Origin of the sequence: Microbacterium sp. SORGH_AS_0888 (assembly GCF_030818905.1) — a bacterium.
GTDB lineage: Bacteria > Actinomycetota > Actinomycetes > Actinomycetales > Microbacteriaceae > Microbacterium.
Window position 1 is genome coordinate 280,438 of the sequence record NZ_JAUTAZ010000001.1, and the last position, 17,807, is coordinate 298,244.

Annotated in this window: 20 protein-coding genes; 8 read left to right on the plus strand and 12 right to left on the minus strand. The window is 71.5% G+C overall.

Features of this window, described 5'->3' with window-relative positions; all coding sequences use genetic code 11:
- Positions 1-77: 77 nt before the first annotated feature.
- Positions 78-671, minus strand: a complete 594-nt coding sequence (locus QE381_RS01325) for an exonuclease domain-containing protein (RefSeq protein ID WP_307214784.1) — start codon at positions 669-671, stop codon at positions 78-80.
- 62 nt (positions 672-733) lie between these two features.
- Here QE381_RS01325 and QE381_RS01330 point away from each other — a divergent pair, with 62 nt between their 5' ends.
- From QE381_RS01330 to QE381_RS01340, 3 genes are read left to right on the plus strand one after another with little or no spacing between them, the layout of a single operon-like run.
- A complete protein-coding gene (locus tag QE381_RS01330) occupies positions 734-1,468 on the plus strand; it encodes a class I SAM-dependent methyltransferase (protein ID WP_307214786.1) in 735 nt (244 codons plus the stop codon).
- Between the two features lie 37 nt (positions 1,469-1,505).
- Complete coding sequence (gene ychF / locus QE381_RS01335) at positions 1,506-2,597, plus strand: redox-regulated ATPase YchF (RefSeq protein ID WP_307214787.1); 1,092 nt, start codon at positions 1,506-1,508, stop codon at positions 2,595-2,597.
- Positions 2,594-2,968: a cupin domain-containing protein gene (locus QE381_RS01340; RefSeq protein ID WP_307214789.1), complete on the plus strand. Its 375-nt coding sequence runs from the start codon at positions 2,594-2,596 to the stop codon at positions 2,966-2,968. Before ychF ends, QE381_RS01340 begins: the two co-directional genes overlap by 4 nt.
- A 33-nt stretch (positions 2,969-3,001) precedes the next feature.
- Here QE381_RS01340 and QE381_RS01345 read toward each other — a convergent pair whose 3' ends face one another.
- The 7 genes from QE381_RS01345 to chrA all read right to left on the minus strand — a co-directional run bounded on the left by QE381_RS01345 (position 3,002) and on the right by chrA (position 9,709).
- Positions 3,002-3,841 (minus strand): siderophore-interacting protein, encoded by an 840-nt coding sequence (locus QE381_RS01345; protein ID WP_307214790.1) that lies wholly within the window; start codon positions 3,839-3,841, stop codon positions 3,002-3,004.
- Positions 3,838-4,683, minus strand: coding sequence for an ABC transporter ATP-binding protein (locus QE381_RS01350; protein ID WP_307214791.1), 846 nt, complete (start codon positions 4,681-4,683; stop codon positions 3,838-3,840). The genes QE381_RS01345 and QE381_RS01350 overlap by 4 nt, the downstream gene beginning before the upstream one ends.
- Positions 4,676-5,728 carry an iron chelate uptake ABC transporter family permease subunit gene (locus tag QE381_RS01355; protein ID WP_307214793.1) on the minus strand — a complete coding sequence of 351 codons (1,053 nt, stop codon included), beginning with the start codon at positions 5,726-5,728 and terminating at the stop codon, positions 4,676-4,678. The genes QE381_RS01350 and QE381_RS01355 overlap by 8 nt, the downstream gene beginning before the upstream one ends.
- Positions 5,725-6,768: an iron chelate uptake ABC transporter family permease subunit gene (locus QE381_RS01360; protein WP_307214795.1), complete on the minus strand. Its 1,044-nt coding sequence runs from the start codon at positions 6,766-6,768 to the stop codon at positions 5,725-5,727. Before QE381_RS01360 ends, QE381_RS01355 begins: the two co-directional genes overlap by 4 nt.
- A complete protein-coding gene (locus QE381_RS01365) occupies positions 6,765-7,688 on the minus strand; it encodes an ABC transporter substrate-binding protein (RefSeq protein ID WP_307214796.1) in 924 nt (307 codons plus the stop codon). Before QE381_RS01365 ends, QE381_RS01360 begins: the two co-directional genes overlap by 4 nt.
- Positions 7,689-7,850: 162 nt before the next feature.
- Positions 7,851-8,471: a TMEM175 family protein gene (locus QE381_RS01370; protein ID WP_307214798.1), complete on the minus strand. Its 621-nt coding sequence runs from the start codon at positions 8,469-8,471 to the stop codon at positions 7,851-7,853.
- A 23-nt stretch (positions 8,472-8,494) separates the two neighbouring features.
- Positions 8,495-9,709 carry a chromate efflux transporter gene (gene chrA, locus QE381_RS01375; RefSeq protein ID WP_307214799.1) on the minus strand — a complete coding sequence of 405 codons (1,215 nt, stop codon included), beginning with the start codon at positions 9,707-9,709 and terminating at the stop codon, positions 8,495-8,497.
- 124 nt (positions 9,710-9,833) lie between these two features.
- Here chrA and QE381_RS01380 point away from each other — a divergent pair, with 124 nt between their 5' ends.
- Genes QE381_RS01380 through QE381_RS01395 form a run of 4 tightly spaced genes read left to right on the plus strand, consistent with a single transcriptional unit; the run spans position 9,834 to position 13,338 of the window.
- Positions 9,834-10,400, plus strand: a complete 567-nt coding sequence (locus QE381_RS01380) for an alpha/beta fold hydrolase (protein ID WP_307214801.1) — start codon at positions 9,834-9,836, stop codon at positions 10,398-10,400.
- 39 nt (positions 10,401-10,439) lie between these two features.
- Positions 10,440-11,324 (plus strand): DUF817 domain-containing protein, encoded by an 885-nt coding sequence (locus QE381_RS01385; RefSeq protein WP_307214804.1) that lies wholly within the window; start codon positions 10,440-10,442, stop codon positions 11,322-11,324.
- Complete coding sequence (gene abc-f, locus QE381_RS01390; RefSeq protein ID WP_307214806.1) at positions 11,321-12,973, plus strand: ribosomal protection-like ABC-F family protein; 1,653 nt, start codon at positions 11,321-11,323, stop codon at positions 12,971-12,973. The genes QE381_RS01385 and abc-f overlap by 4 nt, the downstream gene beginning before the upstream one ends.
- Positions 12,970-13,338, plus strand: coding sequence for a YchJ family protein (locus QE381_RS01395; protein ID WP_307214808.1), 369 nt, complete (start codon positions 12,970-12,972; stop codon positions 13,336-13,338). Before abc-f ends, QE381_RS01395 begins: the two co-directional genes overlap by 4 nt.
- 97 nt (positions 13,339-13,435) lie before the next feature.
- Here QE381_RS01395 and adhP read toward each other — a convergent pair whose 3' ends face one another.
- The 3 genes from adhP to QE381_RS01410 form a co-directional block, all read right to left on the minus strand.
- Entirely contained in the window at positions 13,436-14,446 is a 1,011-nt protein-coding gene (gene adhP, locus QE381_RS01400) for an alcohol dehydrogenase AdhP (protein ID WP_373426971.1), read from the minus strand.
- Between the two features lie 323 nt (positions 14,447-14,769).
- A complete protein-coding gene (locus tag QE381_RS01405) occupies positions 14,770-15,300 on the minus strand; it encodes a type 1 glutamine amidotransferase domain-containing protein (protein ID WP_307214812.1) in 531 nt (176 codons plus the stop codon).
- A gap of 50 nt (positions 15,301-15,350) precedes the next feature.
- Complete coding sequence (locus QE381_RS01410) at positions 15,351-16,853, minus strand: DHA2 family efflux MFS transporter permease subunit (RefSeq protein WP_307214814.1); 1,503 nt, start codon at positions 16,851-16,853, stop codon at positions 15,351-15,353.
- 169 nt (positions 16,854-17,022) lie between these two features.
- Between QE381_RS01410 and QE381_RS01415 the strand changes: the two genes are divergently transcribed.
- Entirely contained in the window at positions 17,023-17,595 is a 573-nt protein-coding gene (locus QE381_RS01415; RefSeq protein WP_307214816.1) for a DUF1345 domain-containing protein, read from the plus strand.
- Between the two features lie 24 nt (positions 17,596-17,619).
- Here QE381_RS01415 and QE381_RS01420 read toward each other — a convergent pair whose 3' ends face one another.
- A complete protein-coding gene (locus tag QE381_RS01420) occupies positions 17,620-17,802 on the minus strand; it encodes a hypothetical protein (protein WP_307214818.1) in 183 nt (60 codons plus the stop codon).
- Positions 17,803-17,807 lie beyond the last annotated feature (5 nt).

Below are 17,807 nucleotides of genomic sequence, written 5' to 3' on the forward strand. Positions count from 1 at the left end.
TCTTGCCGGGACCTCCGACATCCGTCCTCGGACACGCGGGCGCGGGCTCGGACCGAACCCCGGCCGAGGGCGACGGCTCAGGCGGCCGCGCGCGCAGCCGAGGTGCGGGGGATCTCGCCGATCGTGACGCCGCACAGGGCGGCGAGCTCCGCGATGTCGGTCGCGCCCACGCGTCGCGCGGCGTCGATCATGATGTGCGCGCAGGCGGCGGCGTCCGCGGTCGCGTCGTGGTGCGGGAACGGTCCGAAGCCCGCCGCCTCGGCCACGACCGGGAGCCGGTGCGACGGCAGGTCGTACACACGACGAGAGACCTGCACGCTGCACGCGTAGCGGTAGGGCGGGCACGTGTCGCCCGTCGCCTCGCAGGCGCGTCGCATCACGGCCATGTCGAAGCCTGCATTGTGGGCGACCAGCACATCTGCTCCCGCGAAAGCGACGAGGTCGTCGAGCTGCTCGCTCCAGCTCTTGGCGCCCGCGACGTCGTCGGCCCGGATGCCGTGGATCCCGACGTTGAGGTCGAAGAAGCGGTCGTGACCCTCCGGCGGCCGGATGAGCCACCCCGCGCGGGCGACGATGCGGCCGTTGCGCACGCGGGCGAGGCCGACCGCGCAGGCGGAGGCGCTGGAGGAGTTGGCCGTCTCGAAGTCGATCGCGGTGAAGTCCAGGGCCACGATGCCAGCTTCGTCCGAGTCGGGGCGAGCGCCGTGGAGGCACGCCGCCGTAGGCTCGGATCATGGCGGACAAAGAGACGATGGCCCGGAGCTTCGGCGCCGTGGCCGGCCAGTACGAGTCGGGGCGACCCGATTATCCGGTCGAGGCGGTGGCGTGGCTGCTCGAGCCGCTCGGAGACGACCCCCGCGTCGTCGACCTCGGGGCGGGGACCGGAAAGCTGACGAGGGCGATCCGGGCGGCGGGCGCCGCCGTGACCGCCGTCGACCCGGACGCCGAGATGCTCGCCGAGCTGCGCCGGCAGGCGCCGGGCGTCGACACGGTGGTCGGCACGGGGGAGTCGCTCCCGCTCGCCGACGGGTCGGTCGACGCGGTGCTCAGCGGGCAGGCATGGCACTGGGTCGACCCCGTCGCGGGGTCGGCGGAGGTGGGACGTGTGCTTCGCGCCGGCGGCGTCTTCGGCCCCATCTGGAACGTGCGCGACGACCGCGACCCGCTCGTCCGGCGTCTCACCGCGATCATGCGCGGCTCCGCGGCCGAGGAGCTGGTCGCGGCCGGCGGTCCGGCGCCGCATCCTCCCTTCGCCGCGTTCGAGCGGCGAACCTGGGAGTGGGGGCGCGGACTCGATCGGCAGCAGCTCCAGGACATGGTCGCGTCGCGCAGCTACATCATCACCTCCGAGCCGGCGGAGCGCGAGCGCATCCTCGGCGAGGTCGGCGCGCTGTTCGACGCGGAGTCGGCGGAGGGTGTGCTGACGCTGCCGTACCGCACGGAGGCGTTCCGCGCGCGGCGGCCGTGACCGGGGAGAGACAGCGGGCCGCCTAGACTGGATCCCCGTGGCTCTCACCATCGGAATCGTCGGACTGCCCAATGTGGGCAAGTCCACCCTCTTCAACGCCCTGACCAAGAACCAGGTGCTCGCGGCGAACTACCCGTTCGCGACGATCGAGCCCAACGTCGGGGTCGTGAACCTCCCCGATCCGAGACTCGAGACGCTCGCCGGCATCTTCGGCTCGGAGCGCATCCTGCCCGCAGCCGTGTCGTTCGTCGACATCGCGGGCATCGTCCGTGGCGCCTCCGAGGGCGAGGGGCTCGGCAACAAGTTCCTCGCCAACATCCGCGAGGCGGACGCGATCGCGCAGGTCGTGCGCGGATTCGCCGACGGCGACGTGGTGCACGTGGACGGCAAGGTCGACCCGGCGTCGGACATGGAGACGATCAACGCCGAGCTCCAGCTCGCCGACCTCGAGACCCTCGAGAGGGCGATCACGCGATACGAGAAAGAGGTGCGGGGCAAGAAGACCGACCCTGCGGTCCTCGAGGCGGCACAGGCGGCGAAGGATGCGTTGGAGCGCGGCGTGCTGCTGTCGGCATCCGACCTCGATCTCGCGCCCATCCGGGAGCTCGGCCTCTTGACGGCCAAGCCCTTCATCTTCGTGTTCAACGTCGACGAGGCCGTGCTGACGGACGCCGCGCGCAAGGCGGAGCTCGCCGCGCTCGTCGCGCCCGCGAAGGCCGTCTTCCTCGACGCGAAGATCGAGTCCGAGCTCATCGATCTCGACCCGGAGGATGCGGCGGAGCTGCTGGCCTCCACGGGCCAGGAGGAGTCGGGACTCGACCAGCTGGCGCGCATCGGGTTCGACACGCTCGGTCTGCAGACCTACCTCACGGCCGGTCCCAAGGAGGCGCGCGCCTGGACGATCGGCAAGGGATGGAAGGCGCCGCAGGCCGCCGGGGTCATCCATACCGATTTCGAGCGCGGCTTCATCAAGGCCGAGGTCATCTCCTTCGAGGACCTGGTGGAGACCGGCTCCGTCGCCGAGGCCCGCGCCAAGGGCAAGGCCCGCATGGAGGGCAAGGACTACGTGATGCAGGACGGCGACGTCGTGGAGTTCCGCATCGGAAACACATCTGGCGGATCCAAATGACCGATGAGGTCGTGACGGCTGTCAGTCGCGCCGTCGCGGAGCACTACGTGTGGGGAGAGGTCTCCGACGGATGGCGGCTGCTCGACGAGGGCGGTCTTTCGGTGATCGAGGAGCGCGTCCCCGCGGGCGAGGGCGAGGAGTGGCACGTGCACGACGTCGCTCGTCAGTTCTTCTACGTGCTCGATGGGCGTGCAGAGATGCAGACGCAGACGGGCACAGTCCCTCTCGTCGCGGGCGAGGGTGTTCAGGTCGAGCCCGGTCGTGCCCATCGCTTCTTCAATCCGAGCGACAGCGACGTGAGATTCCTCGTCGTCAGCGCGCCGAGCACGCGGGGCGATCGGCGCTCGGTGGAGTTCCGCTTCAACGTCTGAGCGCGCGATGACGCGGCCGGACGCCGGCCCGGATCAGGCCACGAGCGGTCCGCCGAGCTTCCAGTAGCCGAGGAAGGCGACCGCGTCCTTGGGGAGCCCGCGCTCCGCGACGAGGTGTGTGCGCAGTCGCACGACGGCTGCCGCCTCGCCGGCGATCCAGGCGTAGGTGCCCGCGGCGGCCACGTCGGCGGAGGCGTCGCGCAGCGCGCGCTCGATGTGCGCGCCGGGCGGCGCGCCGCGCGTCATCACGTGGCATCCCACGTGATCCCCGCGCACGGCCAGGATGTCGTCGGCCGGATCGCCCAGCTCCAGAAAGACCTCGGCGGGGATGTCGGAAGTCGCGGCGAGGATGTTGTTGATCGCGGGAAGGGCGGACTCGTCACCGATCAGCAGCAGCCGGGAGGGCGGCGCAGGCGGGCTGTAGTGGATGCCGTAGCCGGTGTGCCCGACGCGGATGTCGGGGCCGGTGACGATCAGCTCGTCCCCGGGTCGGCAGGCGTGTGCCCACGCCGACGCCGGACCGTGCGGCCGATGCAGGAAGACATCCACGTCGATCTCCGCCGCATCGGCGCGGATCGCCGACGGCGTGTAGGTGCGCAGCGCGTTGCGCCCCTCGGGGGGCAGCGCCTTCCAACGCGCGTACCACTCTCGGGGATGCGGGGTCGGCTGCTGGGTCAGGCCGAAGTCGGGGTGCGTGCCGTCCGGCATCGGGATGACGAGCTTGATCCGCTGGTCCAGGCCCCACGGGGCGAAGTGCCGCAGGGACGCTCCCGTCAGCGTCAGCCGGATGAATCCCGGGCTCAGACGCGTGGTCGCCGCCACGGAGACGGGGAAGGCGCTGTACTCCCACGGGCGGGAAGGCGAGAGGCTCATCGCGTCGATCCCGCCGCCGTCGCGCCGTGCATCCGCCGAGGCACGACGAGCGGCCCGCCCGTCACCGGGTCGTCGATCACGACGTTGGGCAGGTCGAAGATCTCCTCGACCCGTGCGCTCGTCACGACCTCGACCGGCGGTCCCGCGGCGATGACGCGTCCCTGCCGCATCGCGATGATGTGGTCGGCGTACCGAGCCGCGTGGTTGAGGTCGTGCAGTACCGCGACGATCGTCCGACCGGCGCGGTTCAGCCGCGAGAACAGCTCCATCAGCTCGACCTGATGCGCGATGTCGAGGTAGGTCGTCGGCTCGTCCAGCAGGAGCAGATCGGTCTGCTGCGCGAGCACCATCGCGACCCACACCCGCTGTCGCTGGCCGCCGGAGAGCTCTTCGACCCGGCGGGCGGAGAGGTCCTGGACGCCCGTCGCCTCGAGGGCTTCCCGCACGGCGAGCTCGTCGGCCTCCGTCCACTGTCGCAGCAGACCCTGGTGCGGGTATCGTCCGCGCCCGACCAGGTCCGCGACCGTGATCCCGTCGGGCGCGATGGCGGTCTGCGGCAGCAGTCCGAGCCGGCGCGCGACGTCCTTCGCGGGCAGACGCGCGATGTCCTTTCCGTCCAGGACCACCCGCCCCTCACGCGGGGTGAGCAGCCGGGAGAGGGCTCGGAGGAGCGTCGACTTTCCGCAGGCGTTCGGACCGATGATCACCGTGAACGAGCGGTCGGGGATCTGTGCGCTGAGTCGTTCGATGATGCGTCTGTCGTCGTAGCCGACGGTGATCCCGTCCGCGCGCAGTCGCGCGGCACCGGGGGCGGACGGGGCGGTGGGGACGTGGTCAGACACGACGGCGGATCTCCTGGACGAGGGTGAGGACGAGGTAGGCGCCGCCGACCGAGACGGTCACGACGCCGACCGGGAGGGACCCGGGCAGCAGGTGCTGGGCGATGAGGTCGGACGCCAGGAGCAGCAGCGCCCCGGTGAGCGCGGACAGCGCCGGCGACAGATCCGGCGTGCGGGCGATGCGTCGGGCGACCTGTGGGGCGGCGAGTGCGATGAAGGCGACGGGTCCGATGACCGCCGTCGCCAAGGACACCAGCCCCACTGCCGCGAGGAGCGCGAGGGTGCGCACGAGCGCCGGTCGTGCCCCGGTCGCGGTGGCCAGGTCGTCGCCGAGGGCGATCTGGCGCAGGCGGGGGGTGAGGGCGGCGACGATCAACAGCAGCGGGATGCCGCACAGCGCTGCTCCGGCGACCTGCGGCGCCGTGACGCCGTTGAGGCTTCCGGCGCCCCACGCGGAGGCGAACATGGCCGTCTCGAGCTCGACCTCGAGCAACATCCAGGTGTTGGCGGACGCGAGCAGGGCGGCCACGCCGATGCCGACCACGATGAGCCGGAAGCCCTGCGTGCCGTCGCGCCGAGCGAGGAGCCAGATCACGACCGCGGTGAGCAGACCTCCTCCGACCGCTCCGACCGTGGTGACCGGCCAGGACGCCCGGAAGACCACGATGCTCAGCAGCATCCCGGTGAACGCGCCGTTCGACAGGCCGAGCACGTCCGGGCTCGCCAGCGGGTTGCGCGTCACGGTCTGGAAGAGGGCGCCCGCGACCCCGAGGTAGCCGCCGAGGACGATGGCCGCGAGCGCACGGGGCAGGCGCCACTCGTACACGACCGTCCGGTCGAGGGGGCTCCCGCCGCCGAGCAACGCCGACACGACCTCGGCCGGCGAGAGCGCGTAGGTGCCCAGCGCGAGCGCGCCCAGCGCAAAGACGACGATGCACGCCGCGGAGACCGCGCCGACCACGATGCTGCGGGAGCGCACGGACACGGACACGGGGCCGACCCGGAGCAGACTCCGTCGGTAGCCGACCGCGAGCGGCATCGGGATCATGACGGCGCGCTCGCGGAGCGGCGCCGGGCGAGCGCGATGAGCACGGGCGCGCCGACGAAGGCCGTGACGATGCCGACGGGGATCTCGGCCGGTGCGATCAGCACCCGTCCCAGGACGTCCGAGAGCAGCACGACGGCAGGTGCGAGCAGCAGCGAGACGACGAGGATCCGGCGCTGGTCGACCCCGAACAGCCACCGCGCGACGTGCGGCACCATGAGCCCCACGAACGCGATCGGACCGGCCAGCGCCGTCGCCGCCCCGGCGAGGAGGGTCACGGCGGCGATCACGCCGATCCGGATGCCGGTCACGTTGGCGCCCTGGGCGCGCGCGACGTCGTCACCGAGGGCGAGGGCGTTGAGCCCGGGGGCGAGTGCGAGCGCGAGCGCGATCCCGACGGCGAGGAACGGCAGGACGGGCAGCAGCACGTCGAGCCCCCGGCCGAGCAGCGAGCCCGCATTCCACGAGCGCATCTGGTCGAATGCGTCGGGGTTGCTCAGCGTCATCCCCGTGGTCATCCCGGCGAAGACGGCGCCGAGCGCCACCCCCGCGAGCGTCAGGCGGATGGGGTCCGCCGCGCGGCCCGCGGATCCGATCAGGTACACGGCGACCGTGACGGCGAGGGCCCCGGCGAAGGCCAGCCAGACGAAGGCGGAGATCTCGCGCAGGCCGAACACGCCGACGCCCAGGGCCACGGCGAACGCCGCTCCCGCGTTGACGCCCAGGATGCCGGGATCCGCGAGCGGGTTGCGCGTGAACGCCTGGATCAGCGCGCCGGCGGCGCCGAGCGCGGCGCCGACCACGAGTCCTGCGATGGTACGCGGGATCCGCAGCTCGGCCACGATGTAGCGCGCATCGGGCGCGCCCCCGCCCCGCAGCACCTCGAGCACGGATCCCGGCGAGAGCGGGTTCGACCCGATCGTCAGCGACAGCACGACCGCGAGCGGCAGCACGGCGGCCAGACCCAGCACCCCCAGTGCGACCCGACCGCGGCGCCGCGCGGGTGAGCGCACGCGCGGCACCGCGGAGGGGAGCGTCGTCACTTCGCGGCGAGGACGCGCTCGATGTCGTCGAGCACGAGCGAGCCGCCCTTCGGGCCCACCCCCGACACCCAGTAGCTGGTGTCCACGAGGGTGAGGGAGGGGAAGGCGCTCGCGTTGCTGGCTATGGCGGCGGGCAGCGTCGACGCGTCCCCGGGCTTCGTGGTGGTCACGAAGACGTAGTCCGCACGTGCCGAGAGCACGTTCTCGGGTGAGATGTCGGCCTGCAGGCCGTCCTGCCAGTCCTGCGGCGGGATGGTGAGCCCGACGCATTCCAGCGCGCTCCCGGCGAAGGATGTCGGACCGTACAGGCTGAGGGTCGTCTCGTCTCGCGGCCGGATCATGTTCGCGGTCTTGCCCGACACCGGATGGGCCTGCTTGATCTCGTCGCACCGTGCGGTGAACGCATCCAGGAGCTCCTGGGTCTGCGCCTCCTTGCCGAGCGCCTCACCGATCAGGCGCACGTTCTGCTGCCACGGATCGGCCTGCGTCTGCATGAACACCGTCGGGGCGATCGCGTTGAGCTGGTCGTAGAGCTTCGCGTGGCGGGACTCGGTGCCGAGGATCAGGTCGGGCTTCAGGGCCGCGATCGCCTCCAGGTCGGGTTCGGGGACGGTCCCGACCGGGGTGACCCCTTCGACGCCGAGGTATGCGGGGATTCCCGCGACGTTGCTCGCGACGGCGGCGCCCACCGGCGTCACCCCCAGTGCGACGGCGGTGTCGAGCTCGACGGGCTCGAGTGTGACGACGCGAGCGGGATTCGTCGGGACCTCGCTCGTGCCCCGCGCGTGCGTCACGGGGTGGGTGCTGGCATCCGCGGCGGGCTCGGTCTGCGCGGTCGGAGCGCATCCGCTGAGCGCGAGGGCCGTGATCAGCGCGGCCGGGAGCAGGAGACGGGCGCGACGGGAAGGAAGGGTTCGCATGGCGGGCCTTTCCCCGGGGGAGCGTGCACCCCGGGCGGATGTGAGCAAGGTATGCCTAGCCTAACCTTTGCGCGCGACGGCATCCTCCGTGAGAGGCGCACCCTCGGTCATCTGTGCAGAACGCGACCGAGGTCGCACCGATCGCAGAGGCCGTGCGGCGGGTCACACCGACGCAGAGCGTCCTCGGCGACGGATGAGAAGCACGAGGGGCCGCGTGAGCACGAGCAGCAGCAGCCACCACATCCCCACGATCGGCACCGTGGCCGCGAGCGCCAGCGCGGCGGCCATCAGCCCGAGCGTGACCCAGCCGTTGAGGAGATCGCGCTGCAGGGGGACCTCGCCGCTCACCAACTCCGGCACGCGGGAGAGATGGCGTTCCATGAGCTGCATCGAGAGGGAGACCGCCATGAGGTTCCCGATGTACAGCGCATAGGCGGTCGGCTGCGCGTTCGCGGTCGCCGCGAGCAGGTTGGTGTTGAACGGCATCACCACGATCGCAGCGAGCCAGACAAAGTTGACCTGTACGAGCCGGGCGTCGTACGTGGCGACCGACTCGAAGGTCCGGTGATGGGCGGCCCAGAAGCGCGCGATCAACAGGAACGACAGGCCGAACGCCACGAACTCCCAGGCGTTGTCCGCCAGCCACGGAAGGATCCCTTCACGTGTGGCTGCGGCGGCGTCGTCCACCAGCGGCAGGATCAACAGGGTGATCGCGATGGCCACCGTCGCGTCCGAGAAGTTGACGAGACGATCGAGCCCGCGCTCGGTCCTCATGGCTGACATGAGCCCATCCTCTCAGCCGGCCCTCACCCGAGGTGGGCGAGCAGCACGCCCCCGCCGGCACCGGCGAGCACGACGATCCACGGGGGAAGCCGCCACGCCACCAGGAGCACGAAGCACACGAGCGCCAGTGCGAAGGATGCCGGGCCCCGGACCGCCGTCGTGAACAGGGGCGAGTAGAGCGCCGCCGCGAGGATGCCCACGACCGCCGCGTTCGCGCCGCGCATGACCGCCTGCGCCGCCGCCCGCCGCCGGATGCCGTTCCAGAACGGCAGCACGCCCGACAGCAGGAGGAGTCCCGGGAGGAAGATCGCGACGAGCGCGATGCCCGCGCCGAGCAGGCCGCCGGGCCCCGTCGACGAGAGCGCTCCGAGGTAGGCCGAGAACGTGAAGAGCGGGCCCGGCAGCGCTTGCGCCGCGCCGTAGCCGGCGAGGAAGTCCTGGTCGCTCACCCAGCCCGGATCGACGACGGCCGACTGCAGGAGGGGGAGGACGACGTGTCCGCCTCCGAAGACCAGCGCACCCGAGCGGAAGAACGCGTCGAAGAGCGCGACGGCTCCCGAGCCCGTCGCGGCAGCGAGCAGGGGAGCGCACGCGAGGAGCGCCAGAAGGACGACCCACGCGAGGATGCCGGTGGCGCGCCCGACCGCCACCCGCAGGGCAGGTCCGGGACCGGTGGCATCCGATCGACACAGGACGAGTCCCGCGGCGGCGCCTCCCACGATCGCGATGAGCTGCCCCGCGGAGCCCGCCAGGAGCAGCGTCGTGAGCGCGGCGAGCGCCGCGATGGACGCGCGCCGGAGATCGGGGGAGAGCGTCCGGGTCATGCCCAGCACGGCCTGCGCGACGATCGCGACCGCGACGATCTGCAGCCCGATGAGGATGCCGGAGCCCGCCGGGCCGGTGAACAGCGACGCGCCGGAGGCGAAGGCGACCATCAAGGCCGCCGAAGGGAGGGTGAAGGCCGCGAAGGCGGCCAGGCCTCCGAAGAGTCCCGCACGGTGCAGCCCGATGGCGAAGCCGACCTGGCTCGAGGCGGGGCCGGGCAGGAACTGGCACAGTGCCACGAGATCGCCGTACTCGCGGTCGTCCAGCCAGCCGCGCCGCACTACGAGCTCGGAGCGGAAGTGGCCCAGGTGCGCGATCGGCCCCCCGAACGAGGTCGCCCCGAGCTTCAGGAAGACGCGGAAGACCTCTCCCGCCGATCCCGGCCTGCGCTCCGACGACGGGTGTCTCTCCATCGGGACATCCTCGTGCGGCGGGGAGAACGGCGGGTGAACACACGTGCCCGGGCGCCGATTCGCACGAGCTCGCCGAGCCAGCGAGACTGGAATCATTCCCGGCACCGCGAAAGGACCACCCGAGATGGCCGAACCCCTCGTCTTCGAGCCCGAACGACGCGCGATCCCCTACGTCATCGAGGGCGACGGGCCCGTCGTCGTGCTGCTGCCCGACCGCGGGCTGGAGATCGGATACCTGGGACCTCTCGCGCACTCGCTCGCCTCGGAGGACTTCCGCGTCGTGCGCATCGGCTGGGGGAACAGGGATGCGTCGCCGCAGGAGCTCGCGGAGGACGTCGTCGCCGTGCTGGAGCAGGCCGGCGTGGCGGACGGCTGGATCGGCGGACACGGGTTCGGCGGAACCGTCGCCCGCGTGCTCACGCATGCGCACCACGAGCGGGCGAACGGTCTGCTGCTGCTCGGCGTCGAGGCCGGCGCCGACGGGCCCGCGGTCCTGGCCGACGGCATCCCGGTGCTGGTGGTCCAGGGTGCCGAGGACACCGTCACGCCCCCGGCCAACGGCGAGGCACTGCGGGCCTCGGCTCCCGGCCTCGTGAGCGTCGTGACCGTCGACGGCGGCGAGCACCTGTTCCCCGCCACGCACGTGGGTGCGACCTCGTGGGCGATCGAGGACTACCTCGACTGGGACTGACCCGGTCTTCTCCCAGCGCGCGCCCCGTAGCCTCGGCGCGTGCGGAACCTCACCGGACTCGAACGCCGGCTTGACGACCGCGCCCGGCGCCTCCTTCGACGGGCACCGCGTCGGGGGCCTCGTGCCGTGCTCGTCGAGATCGCCGTCTTCTTCGTCAAGCAGGCGTGGGCGTGCGCCTTCGGCGCGCTCATGCTCGCGGTGATCGTCGCCGCTCGTCTGTGGTATCCGGACTCGGTGCCGCTGGCGCGCAACGACGCACTCACGATCGCCGCCGTCCTCATCCAGATCGGCATGGTCGCGGGTGGGCTGGAGACCCGACGTGAGCTGTGGGTCGTCCTGATCTTCCACGTCACCGGCACCGTGATGGAGGTCTTCAAGACCGACGTCGGCTCCTGGTCGTACGACCCGGCGGGGGTGCTGCGGATCGCCGGGGTCCCGCTGTTCAGCGGGTTCATGTACGCCGCCGTCGGCTCCTACCTCGTGCGGGTCTACCGCCTCTTCGACATCCGGTTCACGCGCTACCCGCCCGTCTGGGCGACCGTGCTGCTCGCCGTCGCCGTCTACGCGAACTTCTTCCTCCACCACGTCTGGTGGGATGCGCGGTGGGTCCTGCTGCTCGGAGTCGTCGCGCTCTGGGCACCCGCTGTCATGCACGCGCGGGTGTGGCGTTCCCGGCTCCGACTGCCCGTGGTCGCGGCGTTCGCCGGCGTCGCCGCGGTGATCTACCTCGCGGAGAACATCGCGACCTGGGCGGGCGCATGGCTCTATCCGAACCAGGCCGACGGATGGGAGCCGGTCGCGCCCTCGAAGCTCAGCTCGTGGCTGCTGCTCATGATCATCTCGGTCGTGCTGGTGACGCTCGTCTTCCCGCCGCGGCCACCGCGGACCGTGGTGGCGCGCCGCGATGGCACGATGGAGGCATGACCGCAACGCTCGTCGCCCAAGACCTCGCCGGCGGCTACGGGCACCGCGTGCTGTTCGAGCACCTCGATCTGACCGTGGCGCCGGGCGACGTGGTCGGGGTCGTCGGGGCCAACGGCGCGGGAAAGTCCACGCTCCTTCGTCTGCTGGGCGGCGCGGAGACCCCGCTCGCGGGCACCGTGTCGCTCTCGCCGCCGGACGCCTTCGTGGGATGGCTGCCGCAGGAGCACGAGCGTGTGCCGGGGGAGACCGTCGCGGCCTACGTCGCCCGTCGCACCGGTTGCGCCCAGGCGACGAGCGAGATGGACGCGGCCGCCGCCGCCCTCGGCGACCCGTCGCTCGCCACGCCGGGCACCGATCCGGCCGAGGTCTACTCCGCGGCGCTGGAGCGCTGGCTCGCGACCGGGGCGGCCGACCTCGACGAGCGGATGCCGGTCGTCATGGCGGAGCTGGGGCTCACGGCGGACGCGGGAGCCGAGATGACCTCGCTCTCGGGAGGTCAGGCCGCGCGGGTCGGACTGGCGGCCCTCTTGCTCAGTCGCTTCGACATCGTGCTGCTCGACGAGCCCACCAACGACCTGGACCTCGACGGCCTCGAGAGGCTCGAAACGTTCGTCCAGGGGCTGCGCGGGGGAGCGGTGCTGGTGAGCCACGACAGGGAGTTCCTCGCGCGCTGCGTCACGCGGGTGCTCGAGCTCGATCTCGTCCAGCAGACCAACCGCGTCTACGGCGGAGGATACGACGCCTACCTCGAGGAGCGGGCGACGCTGCGGCGGCACGCGCGCGAGCGCTACGACGAGTTCGCGGAGAAGAAGGCCGATCTGGTGGCGCGGGCGCGTACGCAGCGTGAGTGGTCGAGCCAGGGGGTGCGCAATGCGATGCGCAAGGCTCCCGACAACGACAAGATCCGGCGCAAGGCGTCCATGGAGTCGAGCGAGAAGCAGGCGCAGAAGGTTCGGCAGATGGAGAGCCGTATCGCGCGCTTGGAGGAGGTAGACGAGCCGCGCAAGGAGTGGCAGCTGCAGTTCACGATCGGCGCCGCTCCCCGGTCGAGCACGATCGTCTCCACCCTGTCGGGCGCTGTGCTGAGGCAGGGGTCCTTCACTCTCGGCCCGGTTTCGCTGCAGGTCGAGGCAGGCGAGCGCATCGGCATCACCGGGCCCAACGGTGCGGGCAAGTCGACGCTCCTTCGCGCTCTGCTGGGCCGGCAGCGTCCGGACGAGGGCACGGCGAGCCTCGGAGCCAGTGTGCAGATCGGGGAGATCGATCAGGCTCGCTCCGCGTTCGCCGGCGACCTGCCCCTCGCGGCCGCGTTCGAGGAGCTCGTCCCGGAGCTCGCCTCGGGCGAGGTGCGCACGCTCCTCGCGAAGTTCGGTCTCAAGGCCGATCACGTCACGCGTTCGGTCTCGGGGCTCTCGCCCGGCGAGCGGACCCGGGCGGCGCTCGCTCTCCTGCAGGCGCGCGGTGTGAACGTGCTGGTGCTGGACGAGCCGACCAACCACCTCGACCTGCCGGCGATCGAACAGCTCGAGCAGGCACTGGAGTCGTATGAGGGCACCCTCCTGCTCGTGACCCACGACCGGCGGATGCTCTCCGCAGTCCGGACCGACCGCCAGTGGCACGTCGTGGACGGCCGGGTCACGGAGCGGTGAGCACGGACGTGGACGGGCAGGATTCCGGCTCGCCGCCCGTGACGCCCGAGCCGGAGACCGCGGTCGCGCTCATGCGCTCGCGCTTCGCGGCCTTCCGCGACGGGGACGCGGCCTGGCTCCTGCACACGTGGCACCCCTCGACCCGGCCGGCGCGCCTCGACCTCTCGGACAACCCGCGGTGGCGCGGACTGCAGATCGTCGACACGGTCGCGGGCGGGCCGCAGGACGTCGAGGGGGTCGTGGAGTTCCGTGCCACGTTCATCGGCCGCGAGGGCATGGAGGTTCTGCACGAACGGTCGCGGTTCGTCCGCGAACACGGGCGCTGGCTCTACGTCGACGGCGAGATGCGCGACACGCAGCCGTGAGGACGGCGCAGCGGACCACGCGTCCGCGCACCGGATGCCGCGCGGTCGCAGGTCGTCGCCTCGGACGACGACCTGCGACCGCGGCGACGGTGCGCGATCAGTACTTCATGACGATGCGGCCATCGATCTTGCCGTGCTCCATGCGCTCGAAGATGTCGTTGATGTCGTCGATGCTCTCGACCGATACGGTCGGGTGGATCTCACCACGGGCGTAGAAGTCGAGCGCCTCGATCATGTCCTGGCGCGTGCCGACGATCGAGCCGCGGATCGTGATCGCCCGCAGCACGATGTCGAAGATGTTCGCGGGGAAGTCCCCCGGAGGCAGACCGTTGAACACGATGGTCGCGCCGCGGCGGGCCATGCCGAGAGCCTGGCCGAACGCCTTCGGGTGCACGGCCGTGACCAGCACACCGTGCGCGCCGCCGGTCTGCTCCTGGATCGCGGCGGCCGGGTCCTGCCGGGACGCGTCCACCGTCACCTCTGCGCCGTGCTTGCGCGCGAGCTCGAGCTTGTCCGGCGCGATGTCGACCGCCGCGACGCGCATCCCCATGGCGCGGGCGTACTGCACCGCGATGTGACCGAGTCCACCGACGCCGGAGATGACGACCCATTCCCCGGGCCGCACACCCGTCATCTTCAACCCCTTGTAGACCGTGACACCGGCGCAGAGGACCGGCGCGACCTCGACCGGGTCGGCGCCCTCGGGGATGCGGGCGGCGAACTTCTCGTCGACGAGCATGTACTCGCCGAAGCTGCCGTCGACCGAGTAGCCGCCGTTCTGCTGCTCGGGACACAGCGTCTCCCAGCCCGTCCGGCAGAACTCGCACACGCCGCAGGCGCTCCAGAGCCAGGCGTTGCCGACGCGGTCGCCGACCGAGAGGGTCGTCACGCCCTCGCCGAGGGCGATGACCTCGCCGTAGCCCTCGTGACCGGGGATGAGGTCCGCCTTCGGGGCGACGGGCCAGTCGCCCCGTGCGGCGTGCAGGTCGGTGTGGCACACGCCGCTCGTGATGACCTTCACGAGGGCCTGCCCCGGACCGGGCTGCGGGATCGGGACGTCGGTGACCACGAGCGGCTTGTCGTGGGCGACCACGACGGCCGCGCGCATCGTGCCCGAGGGCACCTCACCGCGAGCCTGCGAGGAACGTGTCTGCGTGTGTGTCGACATCGACCATCACTCCTTAGGGATTCCGACGGACGTTCGCCGTCTCGTCGCCGACGCTACGCCGCACGATGTTGCATCCGGTTGCCGCGGCGCCGTGACAATGCCGCGCCGCTCGCTCGCAGCGGACGTACGATGGACAGCATGTCCGCTACACCCTCGGATGTCGCTGCCCCCGCCGCGACGCCGCTGACGCTCCTCCCGATCGCCGACGACGGCGACGCCCCGCCCTCGTGCTGCGGCGGTTCCTGCAGCCTCGGCTGATCCGCTCAGCCCTTCGCGGCCACACCGTCGACGAGCGCCGCGTTGAAGGCGGGGAGATCGTCCGGCGTCCGACTGCTGATCAGGTCGCCGTCGACGACGACCTCCTGGTCCACCCACGTCGCCCCGGCGTTGCGCAGGTCCGTCGCGAGGCTCGGGTAGCTCGTCAGCGTCCGGCCCGCGACGACATCCGCCTCGACGAGGGTCCACGCCGCATGGCAGATCGCCGCGACGGGCTTCCCCTCGTCGAAGAACGCGCGAGCGAACGCGACGGCGTCCTCGTCCATGCGCAGGTGATCGGCGTTCACCACCCCGCCCGGGAGCACGAGCGCATCGAAGTCCTCGGCTCGCGCATCGCGCGCGGACAGATCCACACGGTGCAGGTGCCCGTTCTTGCCCTCGATGCGGTCGCCGCTCGGTGCGACCATGACGGGATCGCCGCCGGCGAGCGTGACCGCGTTCCACGGCGACGTCAGCTCCGAGTCCTCGTAGCCATCGGTTGCGAGGAAGGCGATCCGCTTGTCGGTGAGCTCTGTCATGCCGACCACGGTACGGCGCGCCCCGGCCGTCGTCGCGGGGGTTGACACGCTCAGTGGCCCGGCGGGACCTCGACGCCGTCGGCCGGCTTGCGGATGAGGAACGCGCCGACGATCGTCGGGATCGCCGCGATCGCGGCGAACAGGAACGCCGTGCGCGCGCCCTCCGCCCAGGACACCGGAGTCGCCGCGCCGGCGGCCTGCGCCGAGACGAAGCCCGCGTTCATGATCGTGATCATCACGGCGATGCCCGCGGCGCCCGCGACCTGCTGAACCGTGGACACGACCGCGCTGCCGTGCGAGTACAGCGACACCGGGAGTGATCCGAGCGAGGCCGTGAACAGGGGCGTGAACGCCAGTGCCAGCCCGAGCGAGAGGAGGGTCTGGATGACGACGAGCTCCCACACGGGAGTGGTCTCGGTGAGCGAGGCGAACACCCACAGCAGCGCGACCGTCAGCAGCGCCGCCGGCACCAGCAGGACCCGCGTGCCCCAGCGGTCGTAGATCCGGCCGATGAAGGGGCCCGCGAGACCCATCGCCAGCGCGCCCGGCAGGACGACGAGGCCGGTGTCGAGCGCCGAGAGGCCGACGGCGTTCTGCAGGAACAACGGGAGGACCGTGATCGTGCCGAAGAACGCGAGCGACAGCACCGCGAACTGCGCCACCGACAGTGCGAAGGTGGGAATGCGGAAGACGCGGAGATCGAGCAGTGCGGAGCCGGTGCGCTGCAGCACCACCTGACGCCAGACGAAGAGCGCGAGGGCGGCGACGCCGACCGACAGCGACGCGATGAGCGTCGTGGTCGCGAGGGAGGCGGAGGATGCCGCGGCGTCGCCGCCGTGCGCGCCCGCGCCGATCTGGCTGAGCCCGAACACGATCCCGCCGAAGCCGAACGCCGACAGCACGATCGACAGCACGTCGATGCGGGCGTGGCTGCGCTCGCCCACGTCGTGGATCCACCGCGCGCCGACGGCGAGGGACACGAGCGCGATCGGCAGCACGATCGCGAAGATCCAGCGCCAGCCGAGCGTGTCGAGCACGAGCCCCGCCATGGTCGGACCGATCGCGGGGGCGAGCGCCATGACCACGCTCACCCTGCCCATCATGCGCCCCCGAGCGTGCGGTGGGACGATGGTCATGAGCGTGGTCATGAGCAGCGGCATCATGATCGCGGTGCCGGAGGCCTGGATCACGCGCGCGACGACCAGCAGGGGGAAGCCGGGGGAGAGCAGCGCGACCAGGGTCCCCGCCGAGAACAGCGACATCGCCGCGATGAAGGATGCGCGCGTGCCGAACCGCTGCAGCAGGAACCCGGTGGTCGGGATGACCACCGCCATCGTGAGCATGAATGCGGTCGTCAGCCACTGCGCGTCGACCGCCGTGATGCCGAGATCGACGATGAGGTGCGGGATCGCGACGCCCATCGTCGTCTCGTTGAGGATCGCGACGAACGCGGCCGCCAGCAGCAGCCAGATCACGCGGTTGTCACCTCGTGCGACCGCATCCGTCGGCGGTGATGTCGGAAGCGATCCGGTCGTGGGGGCGGCGTGAGCCATCGTCGTCTCCTCGATGAAGGGGGAAGGCGCCGAAACCGGCGAACGGGGGTGTCAACGACCGCGGCCGGCCGCGCATTCCCCGTCCGAGTGGGCAATCGGTGCGATCATGCGAGGGTGACCGCCTCCTCGCGACGCTCGCCCGTCCTGCTGCGCACGCTGATCGCGCGTCGTGGCCGGCGCCGTCGCGACGCCGCCGCTCGGAATCGCCGCCGGACTGCTCGCGGGCTGGGGCGTGTTCGCGATCGTCCAGGTCGTGTGGATCCTGCGGGTCGTGTGGCCCATGGACGCGGCCCAGACCCAGGAGCATGCACGCGCGGAGGATCCGGGACGGCCGATCGCCCGGTTCGTCGCGGTGATGGGGTCGGTCGCGAGCCTCGCCGCCGTCGGCGTGGTGCTGCTCCAGAGCTCCGGCACGGTGCGCACCGAGTCCTTCGTGCTGGCGGCCGTGGCCCTGCTGAGCGTGGCCGGGTCGTGGGCGCTCATCCAGGTGGACTACATGCTGCGGCTCGCCGCCGTCTACTACGCGGATCCGATCGGCGGGATCGACTTCAATCAGCCGGAGCCCCCCATGTACACGGACTTCGCCTATGTCTCGTTCGGGCTCGGCGTCGCGTATCAGGTGTCGGACACGAACATCACGTCCAATGCGATCCGCCGCCTCGTCATTGGTCAGACGCTGCTGGCGTACCTGTTCGGCGCGGTGATCCTCGCCACGGTCATCAACCTCGTCGCGGGCCTGTGATCCGGCGGGCGCGGCGCCCGCGCCTCACTTCTCGGGGTGGTCCCAGTCCTCGGAGCCGATCGCGTCGGTGGGAACCGGGTCGCTCAAGTGCTCGAGAACGACCTCGTCGGGCGTGACGAGGCTCTCCACGCCTTTCTCGGCGATCTCCTTCTTGAGCTCGTCCAGCGCGTCGTTGCGGATCCGGTCGGGGGTTGCGTCATTGGTCACCCCAC